The 25,163-nt window shown below is 71.1% G+C and carries 22 protein-coding genes and 1 tRNA gene; 7 read left to right on the top strand and 16 right to left on the bottom strand.

Features of this window, described 5'->3' with window-relative positions:
• Positions 1–21 precede the first annotated feature (21 nt).
• Entirely contained in the window at positions 22–2,667 is a 2,646-nt protein-coding gene (gene glgP / locus RE421_RS06190) for an alpha-glucan family phosphorylase (RefSeq protein ID WP_309815976.1), read from the top strand.
• A gap of 80 nt (positions 2,668–2,747) precedes the next feature.
• Here glgP and RE421_RS06185 read toward each other — a convergent pair whose 3' ends face one another.
• The 7 genes from RE421_RS06185 to RE421_RS06155 all read right to left on the bottom strand — a co-directional run bounded on the left by RE421_RS06185 (position 2,748) and on the right by RE421_RS06155 (position 10,440).
• Positions 2,748–3,662, bottom strand: coding sequence for a hypothetical protein (locus RE421_RS06185; RefSeq protein ID WP_309815974.1), 915 nt, complete (start codon positions 3,660–3,662; stop codon positions 2,748–2,750).
• 200 nt (positions 3,663–3,862) lie between these two features.
• On the bottom strand, positions 3,863–6,034 hold the full coding sequence (gene glgX / locus RE421_RS06180; protein WP_309815972.1) for a glycogen debranching protein GlgX: 2,172 nt from the start codon (positions 6,032–6,034) through the stop codon (positions 3,863–3,865).
• Positions 6,034–7,017, bottom strand: coding sequence for a 23S rRNA (guanosine(2251)-2'-O)-methyltransferase RlmB (rlmB, locus tag RE421_RS06175; RefSeq protein ID WP_309815971.1), 984 nt, complete (start codon positions 7,015–7,017; stop codon positions 6,034–6,036). The genes glgX and rlmB overlap by 1 nt, the downstream gene beginning before the upstream one ends.
• A 61-nt stretch (positions 7,018–7,078) precedes the next feature.
• On the bottom strand, positions 7,079–8,602 hold the full coding sequence (cysS, locus tag RE421_RS06170; RefSeq protein WP_309815969.1) for a cysteine--tRNA ligase: 1,524 nt from the start codon (positions 8,600–8,602) through the stop codon (positions 7,079–7,081).
• Between the two features lie 19 nt (positions 8,603–8,621).
• Positions 8,622–9,128: a 2-C-methyl-D-erythritol 2,4-cyclodiphosphate synthase gene (gene ispF / locus RE421_RS06165; protein WP_309815967.1), complete on the bottom strand. Its 507-nt coding sequence runs from the start codon at positions 9,126–9,128 to the stop codon at positions 8,622–8,624.
• Entirely contained in the window at positions 9,125–9,934 is an 810-nt protein-coding gene (gene ispD / locus RE421_RS06160) for a 2-C-methyl-D-erythritol 4-phosphate cytidylyltransferase (RefSeq protein ID WP_309815965.1), read from the bottom strand. The genes ispF and ispD overlap by 4 nt, the downstream gene beginning before the upstream one ends.
• A 23-nt stretch (positions 9,935–9,957) precedes the next feature.
• Entirely contained in the window at positions 9,958–10,440 is a 483-nt protein-coding gene (locus tag RE421_RS06155) for a CarD family transcriptional regulator (RefSeq protein ID WP_309815963.1), read from the bottom strand.
• Positions 10,441–10,690: 250 nt separating this feature from the next.
• On the opposite strand from RE421_RS06155, the gene RE421_RS06150 reads away from it, so the two are divergent.
• The gene (locus RE421_RS06150; protein ID WP_309815959.1) at positions 10,691–11,227 is read left to right on the top strand and encodes a hypothetical protein; all 537 of its coding nucleotides are present in this window, start codon (positions 10,691–10,693) and stop codon (positions 11,225–11,227) included.
• 141 nt (positions 11,228–11,368) lie between these two features.
• Here RE421_RS06150 and RE421_RS06145 read toward each other — a convergent pair whose 3' ends face one another.
• Together RE421_RS06145 and RE421_RS06140 are read right to left on the bottom strand one after the other, a co-directional pair.
• Positions 11,369–12,049, bottom strand: a complete 681-nt coding sequence (locus RE421_RS06145) for a response regulator transcription factor (protein WP_115932948.1) — start codon at positions 12,047–12,049, stop codon at positions 11,369–11,371.
• The gene (locus RE421_RS06140) at positions 12,046–13,185 is read right to left on the bottom strand and encodes an ATP-binding protein (protein ID WP_309817127.1); all 1,140 of its coding nucleotides are present in this window, start codon (positions 13,183–13,185) and stop codon (positions 12,046–12,048) included. The genes RE421_RS06145 and RE421_RS06140 overlap by 4 nt, the downstream gene beginning before the upstream one ends.
• A gap of 267 nt (positions 13,186–13,452) precedes the next feature.
• On the opposite strand from RE421_RS06140, the gene phoU reads away from it, so the two are divergent.
• Positions 13,453–14,112, top strand: coding sequence for a phosphate signaling complex protein PhoU (phoU, locus tag RE421_RS06135; RefSeq protein ID WP_309815956.1), 660 nt, complete (start codon positions 13,453–13,455; stop codon positions 14,110–14,112).
• 95 nt (positions 14,113–14,207) lie between these two features.
• Here the strand turns inward: phoU and RE421_RS06130 are convergent, their stop codons facing one another.
• The 3 genes from RE421_RS06130 to RE421_RS06120 form a co-directional block, all read right to left on the bottom strand.
• Positions 14,208–14,957 carry a phosphoglyceromutase gene (locus RE421_RS06130; protein ID WP_309815953.1) on the bottom strand — a complete coding sequence of 250 codons (750 nt, stop codon included), beginning with the start codon at positions 14,955–14,957 and terminating at the stop codon, positions 14,208–14,210.
• Positions 14,958–15,010: 53 nt separating this feature from the next.
• The gene (locus RE421_RS06125) at positions 15,011–15,352 is read right to left on the bottom strand and encodes a DUF2516 family protein (protein ID WP_309815951.1); all 342 of its coding nucleotides are present in this window, start codon (positions 15,350–15,352) and stop codon (positions 15,011–15,013) included.
• Between the two features lie 84 nt (positions 15,353–15,436).
• Positions 15,437–16,624: a PLP-dependent transferase gene (locus tag RE421_RS06120; protein WP_309815948.1), complete on the bottom strand. Its 1,188-nt coding sequence runs from the start codon at positions 16,622–16,624 to the stop codon at positions 15,437–15,439.
• A 164-nt stretch (positions 16,625–16,788) separates the two neighbouring features.
• Between RE421_RS06120 and tmk the strand changes: the two genes are divergently transcribed.
• Genes tmk through RE421_RS06105 form a run of 3 tightly spaced genes read left to right on the top strand, consistent with a single transcriptional unit; the run spans position 16,789 to position 20,329 of the window.
• On the top strand, positions 16,789–17,460 hold the full coding sequence (gene tmk / locus RE421_RS06115) for a dTMP kinase (protein ID WP_309817123.1): 672 nt from the start codon (positions 16,789–16,791) through the stop codon (positions 17,458–17,460).
• A complete protein-coding gene (locus RE421_RS06110) occupies positions 17,457–18,686 on the top strand; it encodes a DNA polymerase III subunit delta' (protein ID WP_309815945.1) in 1,230 nt (409 codons plus the stop codon). The genes tmk and RE421_RS06110 overlap by 4 nt, the downstream gene beginning before the upstream one ends.
• A gap of 35 nt (positions 18,687–18,721) precedes the next feature.
• A complete protein-coding gene (locus RE421_RS06105) occupies positions 18,722–20,329 on the top strand; it encodes an alpha/beta hydrolase (RefSeq protein ID WP_309815940.1) in 1,608 nt (535 codons plus the stop codon).
• Positions 20,330–20,357: 28 nt separating this feature from the next.
• Here RE421_RS06105 and RE421_RS06100 read toward each other — a convergent pair whose 3' ends face one another.
• A complete protein-coding gene (locus RE421_RS06100) occupies positions 20,358–21,077 on the bottom strand; it encodes an HAD family hydrolase (protein ID WP_309815938.1) in 720 nt (239 codons plus the stop codon).
• 229 nt (positions 21,078–21,306) lie between these two features.
• Here RE421_RS06100 and RE421_RS06095 point away from each other — a divergent pair.
• A tRNA-Thr gene (locus RE421_RS06095) sits at positions 21,307–21,380 on the top strand.
• A gap of 684 nt (positions 21,381–22,064) precedes the next feature.
• Here the strand turns inward: RE421_RS06095 and RE421_RS06090 are convergent.
• From RE421_RS06090 to RE421_RS06080, 3 genes are all read right to left on the bottom strand, one after another.
• Positions 22,065–22,391: a hypothetical protein gene (locus tag RE421_RS06090; protein WP_309815935.1), complete on the bottom strand. Its 327-nt coding sequence runs from the start codon at positions 22,389–22,391 to the stop codon at positions 22,065–22,067.
• 15 nt (positions 22,392–22,406) lie between these two features.
• Positions 22,407–22,985: a hypothetical protein gene (locus tag RE421_RS06085; protein WP_309815932.1), complete on the bottom strand. Its 579-nt coding sequence runs from the start codon at positions 22,983–22,985 to the stop codon at positions 22,407–22,409.
• 562 nt (positions 22,986–23,547) lie between these two features.
• Positions 23,548–25,047, bottom strand: coding sequence for an S-layer homology domain-containing protein (locus tag RE421_RS06080; RefSeq protein WP_309815929.1), 1,500 nt, complete (start codon positions 25,045–25,047; stop codon positions 23,548–23,550).
• Positions 25,048–25,163: the final 116 nt, after the last annotated feature.

The following is a 25,163-nucleotide window of genomic DNA, read 5'->3' as shown; positions in this document are numbered from 1 at the left end:
GGTCCGTGGATAATGGGCCTTGTGAAGGCAATCCGTCGTTTTACCGTGCGCACCCACCTGCCCGAGTCCATCGCCGGCCTGAGCCGCCTGGCCACCAACCTGCGGTGGTCCTGGCACCCCGAGACCAAGAACCTGTTCCGGGACCTGGACCCGCAGGCCTGGTCCGAGCTGAACCAGGACCCGGTGGCCCTGCTCGGCTCCTTCGACCGCCAGCGCCTGGCTGAGCTGGCCGCCGACGCCTCGATCGTGGCCCGGGTCCAGGAGGCCACCGCCGACCTGGACGAGTACCTCACCCAGGACCGCTGGTTCCAGCAGGACTACTGGGGCCCCTCGGCCGGAGCCGATGCCGTGCCGCGTCCCATCGCCTACTTCTCCCCCGAGTTCGGCATCACCGCCGTGCTGCCGCAGTACTCCGGCGGACTGGGCATCCTGGCCGGCGACCACCTGAAGTCCGCCTCGGACCTGGGCGTGCCGGTCATCGGCGTGGGCCTGCTGTACCAGTCCGGCTACTTCAAGCAGTCCCTCTCCCGGGACGCCTGGCAGATGGAGACCTATCCGGTCCTGGACCCGGACAACCTGCCGCTGACCCTGCTGAAGGAGCCGGACGGCTCCGCCGCCCTCGTGGCGTTGCCGCTGCCCGCGGGCCGGACGCTGCACGCCCAGGTGTGGCGGGCCGACGTCGGGCGTGTCCCCCTGCTGCTGCTGGACTCCAACGTCCCGGCCAACGACGACACCGCCCGGTCCATCACGGACCGCCTCTATGGCGGCGAGGGCGATCAGCGGCTGCAGCAGGAGTTGCTGCTCGGGATGGGCGGGGTGCGGGCCCTGCGCCTGCACGCGCGGCTCACCGGGACCGGCGTGCCCTCCGTCTACCACACGAACGAGGGCCACGCCGGGTTCCAGGGCATCGAGCGCATCGAGGAGCTCATGAACGAGGGACTGGACTGGGAGACCGCGCTGAGCTCCGTCCGGGCCTCCACCGTGTTCACCACGCACACGCCCGTGCCGGCCGGGATCGATCGATTCGACCGGGCCCTCGTGGAGCAGTTCTTCCGCGCCGGGCTGGCCCCGAACGTCCCCGTGGAGAACGTGCTGGCCCTGGGCGCCGAGGACTACCGGGGCGGCAACCCGTCCGTGCACAACATGGCCGTCATGGGCCTGCGCCTGGGGCAGCGCGCCAACGGCGTGGCCAAGCTCCACGGCGCGGTCTCCCGCGAGATGTTCAAGGGGCTCTGGCCCGGCTTCGACGCCGACGAGGTCCCGATCAGCTCCATCACCAACGGCGTGCACGCCCCCACCTGGGTCTCGGACACGGTCTCGGCGCGGGCCATCGAGCTGTTCGGGGCCTCCGCCGTGGCCGGCCACGACTGGCAACGGGTGTTCGACGTCCCGGACGAGGAGCTCTGGGAGATGCGCCGGACCCTGCGGCGGGCCCTGATCGCCGACGTCCGCGCCCGGTTGCGCTCCTCCTGGCGCAAGCGCGGGGCCTCGGAGGCGGAGCTCGCGTGGACCGATGCCGCGCTGGACGAGAACGTCATGACGATCGGCTTCGCCCGCCGGGTGCCCACCTACAAGCGCCTGACCCTGATGTTGCGGGACCCCGCGCGGCTCAAGCGGCTGCTGACCGACCCGGAGCACCCCGTGCAGCTCGTGGTGGCCGGCAAGTCGCACCCCGCCGATGAGCAGGGCAAGCTGATGATCCAGCAGATGGTGCGGTTCACGGACGACCCGGAGGTCCGGCACCGGATCGTGTTCCTGCCCAACTACGACATCCAGATGGCCTCCACCCTGATGCCCGGCTGCGATGTCTGGCTCAACAACCCCCTGCGTCCGCTCGAGGCCTGCGGCACCTCCGGCATGAAGGTGGCCATGAACGGCGGGCTGAACCTGTCCGTGCTGGACGGCTGGTGGGACGAGATGTACGACGGCGAGAACGGCTGGGCCATCCCGACCGCCTCCTCCGCGGCGTCCTCCGAGGAACGGGACGACGTGGAGGCCGCCGCGCTCTACGACCTGCTCGAGAAGGAACTCGTGCCCCGCTTCTACGGCGCCGAGAGCTCCGACCAGGCCGGTGCCGCCGGGCCGTCCGCGGCCTCCAGGGACGGCATCCCCCACCAGTGGCTGGCCATGGTCAAGCACACGATGGCCACCCTGGGACCGGCCATGTCCGCTGACCGCATGGTCCAGGACTACGTGCAGGACCTGTACCGCCCGGCCGCCGAGGCCGGCCGCCTCCTGGACGCCGACGACTACGCCCGGGCCCGCGAGTTCGCCGCGTGGAAGACCAGGGTCCGGGACGGCTTCCGCTCCGTGGTGGTGGAGCACGTGGACTCGCTCGGGGTCAGCGAGGAGCCGCAGGTGGGCGACGAGCTGCAGGTCTCCGCGTACGTCAACCTGGACGGGCTGTCCCCCGAGGACGTCTCCGTCCAGGCCGTGTACGGCAGGGTCACCACCAAGCCCTCCGGCGCCTACGAGGAGGACGGCCTGCTGGACACCGACATCCTGGAGCTGGCGCCGGCCCAGGACCTCGGGGACGGCCGCTGGCAGTTCACCGGCGCCCTGGTGATCGACCGCTCCGGCGCCTTCGGCTACTCCGTGCGGGTGCTCCCGCAGCACGAGCTGCTGGCCTCGCCGGCCGAGATGGCCCTGGTGGTCAACGCCGGCTGACCCCTCTCCCTTTGCAACTGGAGGTCGAATCCGGCCCACTTACCCGTGAGTAACCCTCGATTTGGGGCCGGATTCGACCGCTAGTTTCCTGGAGGAGACCATCCTCGGGAGAGCAGGGCCTCCCTGGTCTTGTGGATGGCGGGGAGCCAGTTGTTCCTCGTGTGGCTGGAGCTGAACCGCAGTTCCAGCCAGTCCGCGCGCTGGAGCCGTTCGGACCGGGCGATGTCCCGCTGCACCTGGCCCTTCTCCGAGTGGTGCTCGCCCTCGTACTCCAGGTCGATCCGCACCTCGTCATAAGTGAGGTCACCCTGGTGGATGCGCTCGCCCGTGACGGGGTCGTAGATCCACTGGTTCACGGCCGGCTCCGGCAGCCCCGCATCCACCAGGGCCAGGCGCAGACGGGTCTCCTGGGGCGAGTCGGAGCCGACGCGGGCGCGGTCGGCGGCGAGCCGGGCCGTGCGGATACCGGGCTTGCCGCGGTGGCGCTCCAGCAGGGCTTTCAATTCGTCAGGAGTGCTGAGGGGCTCACGGTCCCAGTCACCTCCCCAAACCGGGTTGAACAGCCAGTCCGCCCAGAGGATCAGGCGCATCACCCCTGAGGTCCGCGCCAGATCCAGCCAGGTCCTGGCCGGCGTCGTCAGGGGCACGCCGGCCAGCAAGGTCGTCTCCTCGGGTAGGACCAGTCCACGGCGCCCCGTCATCCCCTTCACCCGGGTCCGCCGATCGCCGGCCACGGACAGCAGGTGCAGGTCCTTCGGCGGCAGGACATCCGGGAACCCCCACAGGGCTGCCGCCGACTCCTGCGATGCCACGTCCGTACCCCTGAATCCTGCGGCACCCAGGAGCGACCGGTGCAGAGTTAGGGCATCCCGTTCACGGCGGACCGGGCTGTAGATCCCGTGCAGATGATGCTCCGCCTTCCGCCCCCGAAGGGTCTTGCGGGAGGTGCCCAGCGCACGCGCCTGGGCCACGGTGAGAATGTCCGGGGTGTCCATGAGCCCAGCCTGCAGCCGAGGAGGCCGCCCGAGGTGCGCGGCCGGCGTCGTTGGGGATATACACCGGCTGCTGGGACCCTGTGGAGGACCGGACTGGACCACCCACACCCCGGGACCCGGGAATCTGGAGGTCGAATCCGGCCCATTCTCGAGGGTTACCCGCGAGTAAATGGGCCGGATTCGACCTCCAGTTGCACGGGTCAGACGTCGTAGAGGGTGATCGAGTTGGCCTCGATCGTGTCATTCTCCCCCGGGGCGAACAGGGCGCCGCGGCGGGGATCGCCACGGTGGGAGGTGGACAGCTGCAGCGTGAAGGTGTGCACGGCGGAGCCCTGCTCGGTGGAGATTCCGCGCAGCTCCTCCGGGACCGGCAGGCGGAAGGGGACCGTCTCCAAGCCCCCGTTGAACACGATCAAGCCGGTGCTGCGGCCGCCGGGGACGCCGATCAGCAGCTGCAGCAGCCGCTGGTGCGGGTCCGTCCAGTCCTGCTCGGTCATCGGGCGGCCCGAGCTGTTGAACCACCTCAGGTAGCCGAGGTCCCGGGCCGGGTAGGAGTACGGCTGGCCGGCCAGGAATTCCTTGCGGATGGCGATCAGCCGCCGCGTGGTGGAGAGCATGCGCTGCTGCCGGGAGTCCAGGTCCCATTCCGTCCAGGAGATCTCGTTGTTCTGGCAGTAGGCGTTGTTGTTGCCGCCCTGGCTGCGGCCGAGCTCGTCACCGGCCGTGATCATGGGGACGCCCAGCGAGAGCAGCAGGGTGGCCATCACGTTGCGCGCCGTCTGGGCGCGGGCCTCGAGGATCTCCGCATCCCCGGTCGGCCCCTCGGTGCCGTGGTTGTAGGAGCGGTTGTGGGAGTTCCCGTCCCGGTTGTCCTCGCCGTTGGCCTCATTGTGCTTCTCGTTGTAGGCCACGAGATCCGCCAGGGTGAAGCCGTCATGGGCCGTGACGAGGTTGATGGAGGCCAGCGCCGAACGCCCCGAGGACTCGAACAGCGCGGCGGACCCGGACAGGCTGTCCGCCAGGCGGGCGGTGGAGCCGCCCTGGCCGCCGTGCTCCATGGCCCCGCGGTCGGCCACCCAGAAGTCCCGGACCACGTCTCGGAAGCGGTCGTTCCAATCGGACCAGCCGGCGGGGAAGCGCCCGGTCTGCCAGCCGCCGATGCCCACGTCCCACGGCTCGGCGATCAGCTTGGTGCCGGCCAGCACGGGGTCGGCCTGCGCGGCCACGAGGAACGGATGCCGGTGGGTGTAGTGGTGGGCGCCGTCCCGGCACATGGTGACGGCCAGGTCGAAGCGAAACCCGTCGATCTGGAAGTCGGTCACCCAGCGCCGCAGTGAGTCCACGGTCATCCGCACCACCTGCGGGTCATCGAAGTTCAGGGCGTTGCCGCAGCCGGTGGTGTCCAGGTACCGGCCGGCGGCGTCATGGCGGTAGTAGTGCTCGTCCCCCAGCCCGCGCCAGCAGAAGGTCGGCCCGCCAGGGCCCTCCTCCGCCGTGTGGTTGTAGACCACGTCCAGCAGCACCTCGATGCCGGCCTCGTGGAGCAGCTTGACCATGCCCTTGAACTCGTCCTGGACGGCGCGGGGCCCGGCGGCCTGGGCGGCCGCCGTGGCGTAGCCGGGGTGGGGGGCGAAGAAGCTGACGGTGTTGTACCCCCAGTAGTTCTGCAGCCCCGCCGCCTGCAGGTGGTCCTCATCCCGGTGGTGATGGACCGGCAGCAGCTCCACGGCCGTGACCCCCAGGTACGTCAGGTACTCCAGCATCGCGGGGTGGGCCAGCCCGGCGTAGGTGCCGCGCAGCTCCTCGGGGATCCCCGGGTGCAGCCTGGTCTGGCCGATCACGTGGGCCTCGTAGATGATCGTGTCCCGCAGCGGGATGTGCGGCTTGGCGGCCCCGTTCCAGTCGAAGTCCCCGGCCACGCGCGTGGACCAGTACACGCCGCCGCGCTCCACCACGGCATCGCCGTAGGGGTCCAGCAGCAGTTGCGGCAGGGCCTTGACCTTGCCGGAGGTCTTCCGGCCCGTCCGGGACACCCCGGAGAGCCGCCGGTCACGGGCCACCAGCGCGTAGAGGCTGCCGTGTCCCAGGCCCGGTACCGTGCCGTGGTGCACGTGGTCCGTGACGTCGAACAGCGGGGCCCGGTGCAGGTCCTCGGCGCTCGGCACCGCGTCCGCGGGGAAGCCGGGGTCCGTGAACACCACGTCCAGCGCGGTGATCCCGGGGGCGTAGACCGCCAGGTTCACGGCGCCGGCCACCTCCGCCACGCCCGGCACGGACTCCGCGACGCCCAGCGGGAAGGGCCGCGAGCGGTGCCCGGAGACGTGGCGCAGCTGCACCGGGATGGACCCGGTGGGCTGGGACGTCACGCTCATCAGGCCCGGCCGGCTCCGCGCTGGACGGCGATCTCGTACAGCGAGATGCCCACCGCCATGGATGCGTTCAGCGACTCCATCTCCGAGGCGATCGGGATGGACACGATCTGGTCGCAGTTCTCCCGCACCAACCGGGACAGGCCCTTGCCCTCCGAGCCGACCACGAGGCAGACCGGCTCCGTGGCCAGCGGCAGGCCGGTCAGGGAACGGTCCCCGCCGCCGTCGAGCCCCAGCACGAAGACGCCGAGCTTTTTGAAGGCCTTGAGCGTGGTGTTGAGGTTGCCCGCCTGCGCCACGGGAACGCGCGCGGCCGCCCCGGCGGAGGTCTTCCACGCGGTGGCGGTCACGCCCACGGACCGGCGCGCCGGGACCACCACGGCGTGCGCGGAGAAGGCCGCGGCCGAGCGGAGGATCGCGCCCAGGTTGCGCGGGTCCGTGATGCCGTCCAGCGCGATGAACAACGGAGGGGCGGTGGCATAGCCCTTCTCCCACCGCTCCAGGGACTCCCGGGCCAGCTCGAGGGCCTCGGCATACTGATACGGCGGCACCTGCAGCACGAGGCCCTGGTGCACGGCGTCGTCCGTCATCCGGTCCAGCTCGGGCTTGGAATTCTCCAGCACGGGCACGCCGCGCTCGGCGGCCAGCTTCAGGGCCTCACGGACCCGTTCGTCCATCTCGATCCGGGTGGCCACGTGCAGGGCCTTCGCGGGGATGGAGGCGCGCAAGGCCTCGACCACGGAGTTGCGTCCGGCCACCGTCTCGTCCGCGTGGCGCGAGCGCGTGTTGCGGCCGGCCGGGCGGCGGGCCGCCGAGCGCTCGGAGAGCTGCTTGGAGCGGTGCGCCTTGTGGTACTCCCGGTCCTCGGCCTTCGGGGTCGGCCCCTTGCCCTCGAGCGCCTTGCGGCCGTGCCCACCGGTGCCCTTGAGGGGACCCTTCTTGCCGCTGTTGCCGCGGGAGGATCCGGAGCGGGGTGCTGAGGCCATGTGGATGGTGCCTTTCGGGCGACGGTCGGGACTGCCCCCAGTCTACGGCCCGGCCGGCGCGCTACTGCAGGGACCAGCGCGCCCCGCCGGCGGAGTCCTCCACCACGACGCCGGCCGCGGCCAGGGTGTCCCGGATCCCGTCCGCGGTGGCCCAGTCCCGGGCCTCGCGCGCCGCGGCGCGCGCGTCCAGCTGGGCGCGGATCAGGGTGTCGAGGGCGTGCTGCGCGGCAGGGTCCTGCGCGGACTCCGGTTCCGGGACGTCGTCGAGCCCGAGCACATCCACCATGGCCTGCACGTCCGCGTAGTGCTGCTCCACCGCCTCGACGTCCTCGGCCGCCAGGGCGCTGTTGCCGGCGCGGACCGCGTCATGCAGCACGGCCAGGGCCTGCGGCACGTTCAGGTCGTCCTCCATCGCGGCACGGAACGCCGTGGGCACGGAGGAGAACTGGGCCACGTACACGGCCTCGGGTTCCGCCCCGTCGCCCTGCCCGCTCAGGGAGGCGGCGACGGCGGCCGCCTCCTCGCGCTGCAGCTGCGCCTCCGCGACCACGTCGGCCCCGCGGTCCAGGAACGCCTCGATGCGCTCCACGGCCGACTGGGCCTCCTGCAGGGAGGTGGGGCGGTAGTCCAGCTGGGAGCGGTAGTGGGCCTGGCCCAGGAAGTACCGCACGGCCTTCGGCCGGGCCTGCTCCAGCATCTGTTCGGGCGAGATGGTGTTGCCCACCGACTTGGACATCTTCTCGCCCGCGTAGGTGACCATCCCGTTGTGCAGCCAGAACTCCGCGAAGGGATCCCCGGCCGCGGCCGATTGGGCGAGCTCGTTCTCATGGTGAGGGAAGCGCAGGTCCAGTCCGCCGCCGTGGATGTCGAAGTGCTTGCCGAGGTACTTGGTGGCCATGGCGGAGCACTCGAGGTGCCAGCCGGGCCGCCCGCGGCCCCACGGCGAGTCCCACAGCGCGGTGGCCGGATCGCTGTCCTTGGCACCCTTCCACAACGCGAAGTCGCGCGGGTCGCGCTTGCCGCGCGGGTCGGCGTCGGGCGCGTCCTGCATGTCCTCGAGCCGCTGGCGGGTCAGTTCGCCGTAGGAGTCCCAGGAGCGCACCTCGAAATAGACGTTTCCGGAGCCGTCCGTGGCCGGATAGGCGTGGCCGGCCTCCACGAGCCGGGCGATCAGCGCGAGCATCTCCGGGATGTGGCCGGTGGCGCGGGGCTCGTAGGTGGGCCGGCGGACGCCGAGCGTGGCGTAGGCGCGGGCGAACTCCTGCTCGAAGCGGTAGGCGAGGGCGAACCACGGCTCCTCGGCCGGGTAGAGGTCATCCTCCTCGAAGTCCTCGCCGAAGGAGGCGGCCGACTTCTCCAGGATCTTGTCGTCGATGTCCGTGACGTTGCGGACGGAGGTGACCTTCAGGCCCGTGTACTCGAGCCAGCGGATGAGGATGTCGAAGACGATCGCCGAGCGGACGTGGCCCACGTGCGGCATGCCCTGCACCGTGGCCCCGCAGTAGTAGAGGGACACCTCGCCCTCGGTCAGGGGGACGAAGTCCCGCACCGTCGCGGTCTTGGTGTCATAAAAGCGCTGTGCCACGGAAGGGAATCCTAGTCGACTACCGGACGTCGAGCGGATAGACCAGGGCGGTCGCGACGGCGGCGACCCCCTCGCCCCGGCCGGTGAACCCGAGCCCGTCCGTGGTGGTGCCGGACACCGAGACGGGCGCCCCGGCCGCCGCGGAGAGCACGCCTTCGGCCTCCTCGCGGCGCGTCCCGACCTTGGGGCGGTTGCCCACGACCTGGACCGCCACGTTGCCGATCCCGAACCCAGCCTCCCGCACCAGCCGGGCGGCCTCGGCCAGCAGGGTGGTCCCAGCCGCGCCGGCCCACTGTGGGCGCGAGGTCCCGAAGTGCCGGCCGAGGTCCCCGATCCCGGCGGCGGAGAACAGCGCATCGCAGGCGGCGTGGGCCACCACATCGCCATCCGAGTGCCCGGACAGCCCCCGTTCCCCGGGCCACTGCAGTCCAGCCACCCAGCAGTCGCGGTCCTCGCCCGCGGGGGCGAAGGCGTGGACATCGGTGCCGATGCCGGTGCGCGGCAGCGGCGGTACGGGGGTGGTCACGGGTGCGGCTCCTGGGTTCTCGAGGGCGCGGTAGACGGGTCCAACAGGGCGTCGGCCAGCATCAGGTCCAGTCGGGTGGTGATCTTGAAGCCCAGCGGGTCCCCGGGCACCACCGCCACGGAGTGGCCGGCCGCCTCCATGGCCATGGCGTCGTCCGTCAGCGCGGCGGCGTCGGCGGGCCCCTCGCGTTCGGCGCGCCGGTGGGCGGCCTCCAGGGCCGCGAGGTCGAATCCCTGGGGCGTCTGGACGGCCCGCAGTCCGGCCCGGCCCAGGGTGCCGGTGACCTGCTCGGTCCCCGGCGCCGCGTCCGTCGCCGTCGTCGCCACCGTCTTGATGGTGTCCACCACCGCCACGGCGGGCACGACGGCGGCCGCCCCCTCCCGCAGGGCCGTCACCACGGCGTGGAACACGGTGGGGGGCACGAAGGGCCGGGCCGCGTCATGGACGAGGACGGCGTGCCGGTCACCGGGTGTGGCGGCGCCGGCCAGGGCGCGGACGGCGGCGAGGCCGGCCCGCACCGAGTCCGCGCGCTCCGCCCCGCCCGGCACGCAACGCACCATGAGTCCGGTGCGGTCCCCGACGGTTCGGCAGACCTGTTCGAGGGCGGCCGCGGACTCCGGGCGGGCAGGGACCACCACGGCGACGGCGTTCAGCTGGAGGGCTCCGGTGGACTGCGCGGCGGCCACGGACTCGAGGCAGTGCTCCAGCATGGTCCGCCCGTCACCGAGGGCGGCCAGAGCCTTGGGCACACCGGCCTGGAGCCGTGACCCGGACCCCGCGGCCACGATGAGGACCGTGGTGTGCATCGGTGAAGGGTGTTCCTGTGTCTCTAGGCGGCGAGGGTCTCGTCCAGCAGCTCGGCCGCGTCATCCTCGGAGGTCTTCTTGGCCAGCGCCAGCTCGGACACGAGCACCTGACGGGCCTTGGCGAGCATGCGCTTCTCCCCCGCGGACAGCCCGCGGTCCTGGTCCCGCCGCCACAAGTCGCGGACGACCTCCGCCACCTTGATGACGTCGCCGGAGGCCAGCTTCTCCAGGTTGGCCTTGTAGCGCCGCGACCAGTTGGTGGGCTCTTCCGTGAACTCGGCCTGCAGGACTCCGAAGACCCGCTCCAGCCCCTCCTGGTCCACGACGTCCCGGACGCCGACCAGGTCCACGTTCTCCGCTGGAACCTCGATGGTCAGGTCGCCCTGGGCCACCTTGAGCTTGAGGTACATCTTCTCCTCGCCCTTGATGGTGCGTATCTTGATCTCTTCGATCTTCGCCGCACCGTGGTGGGGGTAGACGACTGTTTCTCCGACCTCAAAAACCATGTGGATGGTCCCCTTTCCCTCCGCCAGAGTTTACCACGTCACATTTTCCCCACCTGTGTCGATCCTTGCCCTCGGGCCGAGAATCGAGATAATTCGCCGTTCATTCACCCGCTCGTCCCGGCGGCGTCGCACGCCGCCCCGAGGGGGGTCCATACGGTAGTCTCACATCAGCACCGCGCCGTGTGATCACCCGTGTCCGCACACCGGATGACCCTTCGGCGTTCGACGTTCGCACCGAGGAGAACACACCGTGAAGTTCGCCGCTTCCAAGGCCACCGTCCGCAAGGCCTCCGTGGCCGGCCTGGCCGCCGTCGCCCTGCTGGGCGCCACCGGCTGCAGCGCCATCAACCAGCAGGCCACCACCCTGCAGTACGCGCCCTCCGACGGCATCGTGGCCAACGTGGGCGACGCCGAGTTGCGCAACATCGCCCTGATCACCGCTGCCCCGGACGCCGAGGCCCGGTACATCGGCACCCTGTCCTCCGACTCCGGCGAGCCGCTCGAGGTCAGCATCACCGTGGCTGGCACGCAGACCCGGTTCAACGTCCCCGCCGAGGAGTCGCTGATCCTCGAGGACCCGGCCAACGAGCAGATCATCCCGAGCGCTGGCCGACCCGGCACCCTGGTGGATGCCACCGTGGAGGTTGACGGCGAGTCCGAGACCGTGGGCATCACCATCCTGGACGGCACCCTGGAGGAGTACCGGGAGTTCGTCCCGGGCGGCGCCGACCCGGACGCCGACGACCACCTCTACGCGACCCCGGCCGCCGAAGAGGGCGGCCACTGAGGGACTCCCCCGCGGGTCCCACCGCACAGAATCACGAAGGGCCGGCACCCACAGGTGCCGGCCCTTCGTCGTCCCCGCCAACAGACGCTTTGAGGGCAGAGAACACCGGTGTTCCCTGCCCTCACAGTGAGGGCCGGGGGTCTACGGCTCGAACTTGTAGCCCAGGCCGCGGACGGTCACCAGGTACCGCGGGTTGGACGGGTCCGGCTCGATCTTCCCGCGCAGCCGCTTGACATGGACGTCGAGGGTCTTGGTGTCCCCCACGTAGTCGGATCCCCAGACCCGGTCGATCAGCTGGCCCCGGGTCAGTACGCGCCCGGAGTTGCGCAGCAGCATCTCCAGCAGCTCGAACTCCTTGAGCGGCAGGGAGACCTGTTCGCCGCCCACGGAGACCACGTGGCGCTCGATGTCCATCCGCACGGGCCCGGCCTGCACGGTGGAGCTGATCAGCTCCTCCGGCTCACCCTGGCGGCGTAGCACGGCGCGGATCCGGGCCACCAGCTCGCGGGAGGAGTAGGGCTTGGTGACGTAGTCATCGGCGCCCAGTTCCAGGCCGACCACCTTGTCGATCTCCGAGTCCTTGGCCGTGAGCATGATGACCGGGACGGTGGAGCGCTGGCGCAGCTGGCGGCACACCTCGGTGCCGGACTGGCCGGGCAGCTGGAGGTCCAGCAGGACCAGGTCCGCCCCCGCCCGGTCGAACTCCACCACGGCCTCGTTGCCGTCCGCCACGACCTCGACCTCGAAGCCCTCCTTGCCCAGCAGGTAGGACAGCGGATCGCTGAACGACTCCTCGTCCTCCACGATCAGAATGCGGCTCATGATTGGGCTCCTTCCCCGGCGGTCGGGGCACCGGGGCCCCGCTTGGTCACTGGATGTTCTTGGTGCTGCCCGGCATCGGGCTCCATCTCCGGAAGGCGGACGGTGAAGGTCGATCCCCGTCCCAGCTGGGACCAGACCGTCACCTCCCCGCCGTGGTTCGAGATGACGTGCTTGACGATCGAGAGTCCCAGGCCAGTGCCGCCCGTCTGGCGGGACCGTGCGGCGTCGATCCGGTAGAACCGTTCGAAGATCCGGTCCTGCTCCTCCTCGGGGATCCCGACCCCCTGGTCCGTGACGGACACCTGGGCGAGGCCGCGGACGGACTTCAGCCCCACGCCGACGGTGGTGCCGTCCGGCGAGTAGCGGACGGCGTTGTCGATCAGGTTGCGCAGTGCCGTCATGAGCTGGTCGTGGTCGCCGAACACCCGGGAGGGGACCTCGCCGGCCACCCGGATGGTGATGTCCCGGGCCTCGGCCTGCATCCGGGACCGGTCCACGGCCTCGTTGACGATCTGGGTCAGGTTCACGGGCTCTCCGGCCCGCACCGTGTCCTTGCCCTGGAGCCGGGAGAGCTCGATGATGTCCTGCACCAGGGCGGCCAGGCGGGCCGACTCGATGCTCATCCGGCCGGCGAACCGGCGCACGGCGTCCTCGTCGTCCGCTGCGTCGTCGAGGGCCTCGGCCAGCAGCGAGATGGCGCCGACCGGGGTCTTGAGTTCGTGGGAGACGTTGGCCACGAAGTCATGGCGCATGGCCTCGGTGCGGGAGATCTCGGTGCGGTCGTCCGCGAGCAGCAGGATGTACTCGTCGGCGAGCGGTGCCACACGCAGCTGCACCACCAGGGTGCCCTGGCCCAGCGGCCCCCGGGGCAGCTCGTACTTGCGGTCCACGATGATCCCGTCCGAGCGCACCCGGTCGGTGAGGTCGAACAGGTCCTGGTGGACCAGGTGGTGGCCGCGGACCAGACCGAAGGCGTAGGCCGAGGGGTTGGCCCGGACCACACCGTTCACGGCATCCACCAGCACGTACGCGCGGCCGATCACGGAGAGCACCTCGGCGGCGCCGTCCGGGATCGAGGGCTCGCCCACGTTCAGGTGGACGGCACGACTGCGCTCGGAGGCCCGGAACGCCAGCATGGCGAGCACACCGAGCACCAAGCCGATGAGGCCGCACACCACACCAACGACTACGGGATCCGTCACGCCCTCCAGACTACCCACCGCGGGAGGGCCCGCGGCCCCGAGACGGGACCGGGCATAATGTCCATGGAAAGGTTCCCGCGGTTCAGCTTCCGTTCACCTGCCGCCGTCAGGATGGGCTCGGTGCCGTGCCTGAAGCGCAGGGACGAACCACGGCCGCCTGCACCCAGGGGCCCATCAACCAGCCGGATTGAGGACTCATCCATGCGTGAACTGTTCCATGCCGATCTGAAGTCGCTGGGCGACCAGCTCGTGGAGATCGCCGGGCTGGTGCGCGAGGCCATGTCGAAGGCCCGCACCTCCTTCGAGGAGGCCGACGTCGAGCTCGCCGAGTCCGTCATCACCAACGATGCGCGGATCGACTACCTGCAGACCGCGCTCGACGAGAAGGCGATCGAGCTGCTCGCCCTGCAGGGCCCCGTGGCCGCGGACCTGCGCACCGTGGTGGCCGCCCTGCGCATGAGCTCCTCGCTGGAGCGCATGGGGGACCTGGCCCGCCACATCGCCCAGCTCGCCCGGCGCCGCTTCCCGGACCTGGTGGTCCCGGAGTCCGCCCGCGAGGACTTCCACCAGATGGCCGAACACGTGGTGGCGGTGGCCGGCGAGGTGGAGCAGCTGCTCTCCACGCACGACCTGAAGCACGCCTCCGCGATCGTGCGGCTCAACGCCACCATCAACGAGCTCCACGCCAAGAACTTCACCTCGGTGGCGGACCCGACCTGGTCCGCCTCCGCCGCCACCACCGCGGACGTCACCCTGGCCTCCCGCTTCCTGGAGCGCTTCGCCGACCACGGCGTCTCCGTGGCCCGCAAGGTCACCTACCTCTCCACCGGCGAGTGGGAGCCGGTCATCGCCATCGACTGAGCGCGCCCGGCCCGGGTTCACCCCGGGTACGACGTCGGCCCGTCACCTTCCGCGCAGAAGGTGACGGGCCGACGTCGTCCCGGAGGGGGAAAGGGCTACTTGGCGCCCTGGTTGGCGACCGCGGCGGCCCCGGCGGCGGCCTCCGGGTCCAGGTAGCGGCCGGCGGCCACGGGCTTCAGGTCCTCGTCCAGCTCGTAGTACAGCGGGATGCCGGTGGGGATGTTCAGCCCGGCGATGTCCTCGTCCGAGATGCCGTCCAGGTGCTTGACCAGGGCGCGCAGCGAGTTGCCGTGGGCGGCGATCAGCACGGTCTTGCCGGCCTGGAGGTCCGGCACGATCTCGGCCTCCCAGTAGGGCAGCAGCCGGGCCACCACGTCCTGGAGGCACTCGGTGCGGGGCAGCTTCTCCCCCAGCCCGGCGTAGCGCGGGTCCCCGGCCTGCGAGAACTCGGAGGAGTCCTCCAGCACGGGCGGCGGGGTGTCATAGGAGCGGCGCCACACCATGAACTGCTCCTCGCCGAACTCCTCGCGGATCGCGGCCTTGTCCTTGCCCTGCAGGGCGCCGTAGTGCCGCTCGTTCAGGCGCCAGTCCCGCTTGACGGGGATCCACTGGCGGTCGGCGGACTCGAGCGCCAGGTTGGCGGTGGTGATGGCCCGCTTGAGCACGGAGGTGTACAGCACGTCCGGCTCCAACCCCTCGGCGGCGAGCAGCTCACCGCCCCGGGCGGCCTCCTCGCGGCCCTTGGCCGTCAGCGGGACGTCCACCCAGCCGGTGAACAGGTTCTTCTCATTCCAGTCGCTCTGGCCGTGCCGCAGCAGGACGAGCTTGTAGGGGGTGTCAGCCATGGCCATATCCTAACGGGGCGCGCCTGTGCCGCCCGCCGTGCGACGGGGCCGGATCAGTACCCGTAGGGGCGCGAGCCGCCGCTGCCGAACAGCTTGAGCTCGCCGCGCGGCCCGGCCAGGTACACGGCGGCCACGCAGAGGGCGGCGATCTGGAACAGGCTGAAGCCGGCGCCGAGGCTGCCGATGGCCCCGGCCATGGACACCACGCCCACGAAGGCGGCGACTCCGGTGAGCAGCAGCCAGAAGGTCTTGGTCTTCTGGCCGGCCCGTTCGAACTGGTCCTTGCCGCGGACCAGGCAGTCGCCGAAGGCCCAGACGGCCAGCACGACGGCCACCAGGGACAGGGCGATGTAGAGCCAATTCTCGACGGTCGTGACCAGAAGCCAGATCTGCATGGGGTCAGCCTACCGCCGCGGTGCGCCCCAGCGGGCTGCGGCGCGCAGTGCGGTCTGCTATCAGCCGTGCCGTCAGCCGCGCTGTCAGCCGCGCAGGGCGGACGCCAGATCGTCCCAGAGGTCGTCCACGTGCTCGATCCCCACGCTGAGCCGCAGCAGCCCGGCTGGGACGCTGGCCGGCTCGCCCTCGAAGCGGCGGCGGCGCTCGATCAATGACTCCACCCCGCCCAGCGACGTCCCGGGCAGCCAGTGCCGCACGCGCTGCACCACGGCGTCGGCGGCCGCGGCGGCAGCCTCCTCGCCGGCCCCGTCCGCGCTGGCCGCCTCCTCGCCGGCCACCACGAGGGTGAGCACGGCGCCGAAACCGCCGTGCATCTGGGCGGCCGCGAGCTCATGCTGCGGGTGGTCCGGCAGCCCGGGGTAGGTCACGGCGGCCAGCGGCAGGGAGCCCTCGATCCGGGCCGCCTCCAGCCGGCGCGCCAGCTCGGCCGCGTTGGCCTGTGCGCGTTCGAGGCGCAGGGCCAGGGTGCGCATGCCGCGCAGGGCCAGGAACGCCTCCATGGGCCCGGCGATGGCCCCGTGCAGGGTGCGGTGCGCGTGCAGCCGGCGGTGCAGTTCGGCGTCCGCGGCCACGGCCGCGCCCATCACCACGTCCGAGTGCCCGGCCAGGTACTTGGTCACCGAGTGGACCACGACGTCGGCGCCCATCTCGAGCGGTCGCTGCACCAGGGGGGTGGCGAAAGTGTTGTCCACCACCACGAGGGCTCCGGCCGCGTGGGCGGCCTCGGTGAGGGCGGCCAGGTCCGCGACCTCCAGCATGGGGTTGGTGGGCGATTCGAGCCAGAGGATGCTGGCGCCGGCCACGGCCGCGGTCACCGCGGCGGGGTCCGTGATGTCCACGCGCTCCACGCTGAGCCGGCCGGTCTGCTGCAGGGAGTCCAGCAGGGAGAGCCCGCCCTGGTAGGCGTGCTGCGGTGCCACCACGCGGCCGCCGTTGGGGGCCAGGTGCAGGGCCGCGCTGATGGCGGCCATGCCCGAGGAGAACAGCAGGGCGGGCTGCTCGGCCGGGTCCGGCACGCCCTCCAGGGCGGCCAGCAGCTGCTCCGGGCCGTCCCACGTGGGGTTGGACATGCGGCCGTAGAGGCGGCGACGGCCCGCCGCGTCCGGCTCCCAGCCGACGAAGGTGGAGGTGAAGTGCACCGGCTCGTTGACCGGGGCATCCACCTGACGGGCGGGGCGGGCGACGCTGACCACAAGGGTTTCCGGGTGCATGCCTGACATCGTACGTCCGGCACCCCGGCTCCCCTGTGGAGAGGGCGTCACGTGACGGCGGCTCCCGTTAGGCTGGACCGGTGAACGAGCCCTTTCCCGCCCCCGCCGCATCCGACCGCCCCGTCGGTGGCGGCCCGGCCGGCGACGGCGCCCCGGCGCGTGGCGTGTTCATCGCCTTCGAGGGCGGGGACGGCTCCGGCAAGTCCACCCAGGCCCGGCGGCTCGCCGACCGGCTCCGCCAGGCCGGCCGGGACGTGGTGCTGACCCGGGAGCCCGGCGGCACCGACGTGGGCGAGCGGCTGCGCAGCCTCGTCCTGGACCCGGCCCACGCGCCCATCGACGCGGTGACGGAGGCCCTGATCTTCGCGGCCTCCCGCTCGGCCCACGTCCGCCAGCTGGTCCTGCCGGCCCTGGCGGCCGGGCGCACCGTGGTCACGGACCGCTACGTGGACTCCTCCGTGGCCTACCAGGGCGCCGGCCGCGCCCTCGGCCCGGACACGGTGGCCGGGCTCAACGAGTGGGCCACCGGCGGGCTGCACCCTGACCTGACCGTGTTGCTGGACGTGGACACCGCCACGGCCGCCGAGCGCCGCGCCGCCCGCGAGCAGGCGCCCGGCGGCGCGGGCCCGGACCGCATGGAGTCCGAGCCCGAGGCGTTCCACCGCAGCATCCGCACCGCCTTCACCGACCGGGCCGCGGCCCACCCGGAGCGCTACCTCGTGCTCGACGCCGGCCGGGACGTCCCCGGACTGGCGGACGAGGTCTGGGCCCGGGTCGAGGGACTGCTCGGCGCGGGGACCACTCCCTCCGGACCGGACGCGGAGTCGGTCCGATGAGCGCCGCACCGGGCAGCGCGCCGCTCGCCGCACTCGACACCCCACCCGGCGCTGCACCCGCGTGGGCGGACCTCGCGGGCCAGGACGCCGCCGTCGCGCAACTGTCCCGGGCCGCCGCGGCGGACAACCCCACGCATGCCTGGCTGTTCACCGGGCCCCCGGGGTCCGGCCGCTCGAATGCGGCGCGGGCCTTCGCGCAGGCGCTGCAGTGCGAGCGGGAGGATCCCGCCGCGCGCGGCTGCGGGCAGTGCCACGCGTGCCTGACCGTGAAGGCGGGCACGCACGCGGACGTGAAGGTCATGGCCACCGAGAACGTCACCTACAAGATCGACGAGATCCGTGAGCTGATCTCCCTCGCCCAGGACCGTCCCTCGTCCGGACGCTGGCGGATCTTCATCATCGAGGACGCGGACCGCATGACGGAGCGCGCCACCAACGTGCTGCTCAAGGCGATCGAGGAGCCGCCGGCCCGGACCGTGTGGGTGCTGTGCGCTCCCTCCCCCGCGGACGTGCTGGTGACCATCCGCTCCCGCTGCCGCCCCGTGGGGTTGCGCATCCCCTCCGTGCAGTCCGTGGCGGACCTGCTAGTGGGCCGGGACGGGCTGGACCCGGAGCTGGCGCTGTTCGCGGCGCGGGCCTCGCAGTCGCACGTGGGCATGGCCCGGCGGCTGGCCCAGGACGAGGGCGCCCGGCAGCGCCGCGAGTCCGTGGTGCATCTGCCGCTGCGGATCCACGCCACCTCGGACGCCGTGGCCCTGGCCAGGGAACTCGTGGAGGTCACCCAGGCGGAGGCGAAGGCCTCGGCCGAGGTCCGCAACGCCGAGGAGCGGGCCGCCCTGCTGCGCGCACTCGGACTCGGCGAGGACGAGAAGGTCCCCGCGAAGCTGCGCCACCACGTCAAGCGGCTCGAGGACAGCCAGACCGCCCGGAACAAGCGCAGCGTGCATGACACCCTGGACCGGGCGATGATCGACCTGACCGGCCTGTTCCGGGACGTCCTGGCGCTGCAGCTGGGCACCGGGGCCGAGCTGGTCAACGAGCACCTGCGGGACGACCTGGCCTCCTACGCGCACGCCGCCCCGCCCGAACGCACCGTGGCCCGGATCGACGCGGTCGCCACCGCCCGCCGTCGACTGGCCGGCAACGTCCCGGCCCTGCTGGCCCTGGAGGCCATGGCCACGAGCTTCCTGCCCGACCGCATCCTGGACCGCCGTCCGACGCCCTGACGTCGACCGGCGGACGCCCCCGAAAGGACCACCGCGTGCCCCTACCCCTCTCCCCCCAGCGCCCTGCGACCCGGTCACGACGGCGGCCGGCCCGGCTGGGTGCGCCGCTCGCCGCGGTCTTCGCCACCGCCCTGGTGCTCACCGGCTGCACGCCCGGCGGCGAGCCGGCAGCGGAGGGCCCGGGGCCGGCGTCGGGCGCTGCCTCCGGTGCCGCCGCGGGCGGGCCGGCCGAGGTCCCCGAGGGCCTGGAGGACTACTATGCGCAGTCACCGGACTGGCAGTCCTGCGAGCAGGACGCCGGGGACTTCGACTGCGCCACCGTCGAGGCGCCGCTGGACTACGCGGACCCGGACGGCGAGCGCATCGAGCTCTCCCTGGTGCGGGCCGGAGGCGCCCGGGACGGCGCCGAGCACCTGCTGCTGAACCCCGGGGGGCCCGGCGCCTCGGGCGTGGACATGGTGGTGGACTCGCTCGACTTCGTGGTCTCGGAGGCGGTGCAGGAGCACTACGCGGTGGTCGGCTTCGACCCCCGCGGCGTGTCCCGCTCCACGCCCGTGACCTGCCTCAGCGACGAGGAGATGGACGCGGCCCGCGAGGAGCACATCGATCCGTCCACGGACGCCGGCCTCGAGGAGGTCCGCGCCTCGGCCCGCGAGTACGCGCAGGCCTGTGACGAGAACACCGGGGACATCCTGGGCCACGTGGACACCGATTCCGCCGCCCGGGACATGGACCTGATGCGCGGCGTGCTCGGGGACGAGTCCCTGAACTACCTGGGCTTCTCCTACGGCACGGCGCTCGGGGCCTCCTACGCCGAGCAGTTCCCGCAGAATGTGGGGCGCATGGTGCTGGACGGGGCCATGGACCCCTCGCTGGACGAGTTCGGGGTGACCCTGGACCAGGCGGAGGCCTTCGAGCAGGCGATCGCCTCCTGGGCCGAGTTCTGCCTGGCCGGCCAGGACTGCCCGCTGACCGGGACCGCCGAGGACGGCGTGCAGCAGGTCCGCGACCTGCTGACCCAGGTCGAGGCCTCCCCGCTGACCTCCACCGACGGCCGCCAGGTGCCGGCCGCCACCTTCGTGGCCGGGCTGATCACCCCGCTGTACGCGGACGAGAACTGGCCGCTGCTGACCCAGGCCGTCGCCGACGCCATGGAGGGCAACCCGGACGTGATGCTCTACCTCGCGGACCTCAACGCGGGCCGGGACGAGGACGGCACCTACTCCTCCAACATCAACGACGCCTTCACGGCCATCAACTGCCTGGACGCCTCGGCGCCCTCTGACACCGAGACGCTGCGGGCGCAGGCGGAGCAGTTGGACGAGGCCTCCCCCACGATCGGGCGGTTCCTGGCCTACGCCGGGGCCAACTGCGCCGAATGGCCCGAGGAGCCGGTGGACGAGCCCGCCCCCGCCAGCGCCCCGGGCGCCGCGCCCATCGTGGTGATCGGGACCGCGGGCGATCCCGCCACCCCGTATGAGTGGGCGCCGGCCCTGGCCGACCAGCTCGAGTCCGGGGTGCTGGTCTCCTGGGACGGCCAGGGGCACACCGCCTACGGCCGCGCCGGGGACTGCATCGGCGACGCCGTGGACGGCTACCTGGTGGACGGGACGGTCCCGGAGGACGGGCTGCAGTGCAGCTGAGCCGCTAGGTCTTCAGCCCGCCAGCCGGTCAGCCCGTCACCAGGGCCGGGACGTCCCGGATGGAGGGCACGACGGCGGACGCGCCGGCCCCGCGCAACGCCTCCTCCTCGTGGTATCCGGTGAGCACCCCCACGGTGAGCCCGGCGCCGGCGCGCTGGCCCGCGCGGATGTCCCCGGTGGTGTCCCCGACGGCCATGACCGTGCGGACGTCCTCCAAGTCCAGGGCGAGCAGGGCGGTGAGGATCATGTCCGGGTAAGGCACGCCGCGGCCCGCGTCCGAGGGGCACAGGCTCAGGTCCGAGACGCCCATCCAGCCCAGCGACTCCAGGATCATGTTCTGGGTGTGGCGGGCGAAGCCGGTGGTCAGGACGATCTTCATCCCGGCCTCCCGCAGTGCAGCGACCGCCTCGGTGGCACCGTCCACGGGGCGGACGCCGCGCTCGGCGAGCAGCGTGTCATAGGTGCTCTCGAAGCAGCCGTTGGCCCGGCGTGCCGTGACCGGATCCTCGGTGAAGATCGCGCGGAAGATCTCGTGCCGGGGCGTGCCCCGGGCCTCCCGGAAGTAGCCGACCATGGCGTCATAGCGGGAGCCGCCGGGCTCGATCCCCTCCTGCAGGATCGCCGTGCTGAAGGCCTCGTCCTGCAGGCCTCCCTCCTCCACGGTGGTGCCGGACATGTCCAGCACGGCCAGCGCGAGCGGGCGCCGTGAGCGCAGGTCCCGTCCGGAGTGGGCGGTGGCAGGCATCATGGCGGTCCTCCCGATCATGGCGGCCGATCAGCTGACCGGCTTCGATTCATGTTCAGACCACTGCATCGCGTGCACCTTGCCGGGGGTTGGCCGTGAAGTGAACTGCACCTGTGGGTTGTGAACGTCCGGACGGTCCGCGCTGGTCTGGGTCGATTTTGCCGGTCGGGGCACCGGCCCGCTACCATGGATAGCCGTGGCACCCACCGGTTCACCCGGGGAAGCCGCACATGCCTCCTTAGCTCAGCTGGCCAGAGCAGCTCCCTCGTAAAGAGCAGGTCGCCGGTTCGAATCCGGCAGGGGGCTCTGAAATACCTCTCTGACTAGGCGTTTTGCCTACAGGGAGGTTTTTTCATGCCCGCTTGCCCCCACACCTGCCGCCACACCTGCCCCCAGCTAGGGAGCTGGCGCACCCGCCAGCGGCAGAATCGGGAGTCAAGTCCGCACACATGTGGCCGCATGACCGCGAAGAAGAAGTACGTACCCTCCAAGCTCGGCCCAAACTTGGGAAGGCCCGAAGTCGCCGCGCGCCTGGGCGTCAGCATGGCGACCCTGAGGCGTTAGGCATTAGCGCGGCATGGAACGGGCACTGGCCGTTCAGTCGCTGGACGAAGAGCTCGATCAGGCCGTCGAGCGAAGCGGCGGGGACATGGCTTTGCTGGGGCCATGGCTGCGGGCGTGGATGAAACCGCGCATCATGGCGGCCGAGGACCCAAGTCTTCATCTTCCGGCGGGACAGTCCAGGCGTTGGAGCACCGGTACGGTCAAGGCGTACCGTTCCGCACTACGCAACATCTGGCCTGAGAGCTCCCAGCACCCACGAGTCTGAGTTCGGGGACCACAGCAGGATCGACCACGTGGGTGCGGATGTTCAATGTCGGTTCAGGCTTGGCGTGTTTTGGTGTTCAAGACCTGGCGCGACACACCACGGCCCCGGACCGAGTGAACGATCCGGGTCCGTGGCGTGTCCGACTGTCAGTCAGATTCAGCTCAACTCTGTGCTAGCTGTGAGTGCTTCTCTCGACGCTGCTCCAAGATGGCATGCCCCAAAGACAGAAAAAGTGTCATGAGAGCCCCGGCGAACGACACTTGCTCGTCGCCGAAGACGTGACCAGTGGTCAGCACGGCGAAGCCGACTAGTGGCAGCCAGGCGAACATGGTCCACCGCCGGGCGTAGGCCAAGGAGACCAGCAAGGTCGCAAGGAGGACGGTGAGTAATCCCAGGAAAACTGCGTCTGCACCACTGAGGATCCCGATCACTCCGATCAGCACTACAGCCAGAGCTGGCCCCCAGCGGACGATTGCCTGCTTCTTCATGTCCACCTCCACCATTCAGCATGCTCCCGGATATGGGAGAAACGCACTGTACTGCCCCCGATAGGCGAAGCACGTGTTTCCGATGGTTCCCGTGTCAAGGTTGTTGATCCTGCTGCCGATTACACCTGCGGCCACACCGCCGGCAGCGGCGCCGAACGCAAGGGTGATGAACCCACATCCGACGCCCGCCACGATGGTTCCCTCCGAAAGCCACTGCTTCCACTCGTTGAGGGTTGCAGCCACGTAGGGGCCCGTAGAGTCCCACCCGACCCGACCTGTGGTGCCTGCCCCTTTGCCCTCACCCGTGAGCACCGGGGGCTCCACCACGTACCCGAGGGTCATTCCGCCTTCGGTCCTTTCGTAGGTCAAGCCGTCGAGGACCTCGGAAGTCTCGGTGAAGCCGGCCTCCTGCAGGAGGTCAACCTTCTTTGCCGTGCTCGATGCGTGCTCCACTTCGTAGAACAGTGAGCCCGGCTGCGCCTCAATCGGTGCCGCCTCGGCCTTGGGCGCCGCCTGGACTGTAGATACAGCAGTATCGTCCGGTGCAGCATTTGCCGGGCCAGCATAGGCGCCTCCAAGCAACAGGGCAGACATCGAAATCGAGGCGATAGTCGCCCTCGAACGGTTCCTAACGCATTTCCCCCTCAGGTTGTTGTGCCCCCGGCGCGCGAGTTCGCTACCGAGGACTTTTTCACGATCCCATCGGTCCAGAGGTGGGCACAAGAGACTTTCATGCATGTCAGGCGGCACTTTTGGGCACGATTCGAAGTTCTCCCGAGGTGTTAGACACCAAACGGCCCTGGGCTGATCGGTCGATCCGGGGCCGGGATGCTGACCTGTATGTCAGAGCACGCAGCTGACGCAGATTTCCACTTCGCAGCGTCCGACCGCAGGGCCCGGCGGACCGTCGATTCGCTGACCTTCAGCGCTCCTGCGATTTCTGGCATGGTCAGGATGTCTTCATCCTTCATGCGCCGGGCCCTGACGATGTCAGCTTTCGACAGCGACGGTTTCCGGGCCTGCCGGGTTCATCGGACAGGCCCATGCTCGTATAGAGCTGGTCACCGGTTCGAATCCGGTAGGAGGCTCCGAGAACCTCCCTGATCCCGCCGCCGCGGACAGGGAGGTTTTTCCGTACCCGGCCGGGCTTCGCCGGTCAGCCGGCGTCCACGGCGCGCACCGGCACCTCCGGGCGGGAGACCTCCTGCCACCCCGTGATCGGGGCAGCGCGGCGGCTCGGGACGGTGTTGAGGACGGCGGGTTCGGAGAACCGCTCCCCCGCGATCAGCTTCCGCGCGGCGGCCAGGTGCGCCGGGGTGCATGCCCCGCCGTAGCCCACCGTGTACTCTCCCGCGTCGCGCTGGGCGCCCATCACGTCCGCCATGCAGTCGGCCATATGCTCCACGCCGTTCTTGTTGCCGTAGACGCGGTTCAGGTCCCGGTCCATCACGCTCAGCTGCCCGGTCCGATCGGTGGCATCCAGGTACCCGTAGGCCCGGTACTGCAGCAGGTGCGCGCACTCGTGGAGCTGGACGGCGCGAGAGGAGACGTGGTTCGGGTCCGGGATCTCCCCGGTGATCTGGAGGTCCTCCTCCTTCTCCACGAGGACCCGGCCGCCGACGGTCCGGTACCGGAAGCGCATGTTGGCGAAGGAGGTCTGCCCGGAGATCACGGAGATCTCCGGCTTCCAGCACCACGGCGCGATGTTGTTGGCCACTCGCTGCTCGAAGGAGGCTGGCCGGGGGTACGGCTTCGCGGTGGTTCCCGGCCGGCCCGGGGTGAGCATTCCCTTGTTCACCCAGCCGGTGGTCCCGTTGACCCGCACCTGGGCCAGATCGGCGGAGTCCCGGACCCATTCCACGCGGGTCTGCGGCGTCAGGGTGGACAGGACGGGGGCGGTCCGCCAGTCATCCCGCGCGTACAGGTTCAGGGCCGTCTCGGTCCACAGGGACAGCCCCGGCCGGTCCTTCACCACGCCGTTGACCAGGTACAGGAACTTGGTGGTCTCACCCCGGGTGACATCACGGCCCGCCCGGAAGGCGCCGTCGCGGTAGCCGGTCACGCCGAGGGAGCGCATCCAGTGGGCGGGGCCGTAGTAGTAGGCGCGCTGCTGAGCAGCCAGGTCCGGGAACGGCGCGGACACCGTGACCGCGGGACGGCCCGCATAGCGGTGCATGAACGCCGCCAGTTCGCCGCGGGTGATCTGCCCGGACGGCTCGAAGGTCCCGTCCGCGTAGCCGGTGGTGATCCCCCGGGCGGTGGCCCACAGGATGGCATCACGGTGGACCGTGCCGGCCGTAACGTCGCTGAAGCCACGCGGCGCCCCGCCGGAGTAGCTCTCCCCGGACATCCGGTAGAGGAAGGCCGCGACCTCGCCCCGGCTGATGGCGCGGCCGGCGCGGAAGGTCCCGTCCGCGTAACCGGTGGTCACGCACTGGCGGACCATCCACTCCACGGAGTTCCCGAAGCTGGCCAGGCCGTCCGTGAAGTCGGCCCCGGAGGCGCCGGCCGGGCAGGCCGCCTCAGACGTGGCCGCCTCGGAGGTGACCGCCTCGGAGGTGACCGCCTCGGGAACCGCACCCGCAGCGGGAGCCGCCAGGGCCGGCGTCGGGAACAGGCCGGCGGCCAGCAGCGGAACCAGCATCAATCCCAGCACGCCAGTCAGCAGGGCGCGCGCAGAACGGCGCCATGCGGGGTGAACCGCGGACGATGAGCGAGCAGCGACGGTGGGCATGGGCGGTGGACCTCTCCGCGGGCGGTGTGGGGCCGCCG

This window comes from Citricoccus sp. I39-566, from assembly GCF_031432995.1.
Taxonomy (GTDB): Bacteria; Actinomycetota; Actinomycetes; order Actinomycetales; family Micrococcaceae; genus Citricoccus; species Citricoccus nitrophenolicus_A.
Note: the sequence above shows the minus strand (reverse complement) of the source record. Positions and strands in the feature narration are given on the sequence as shown.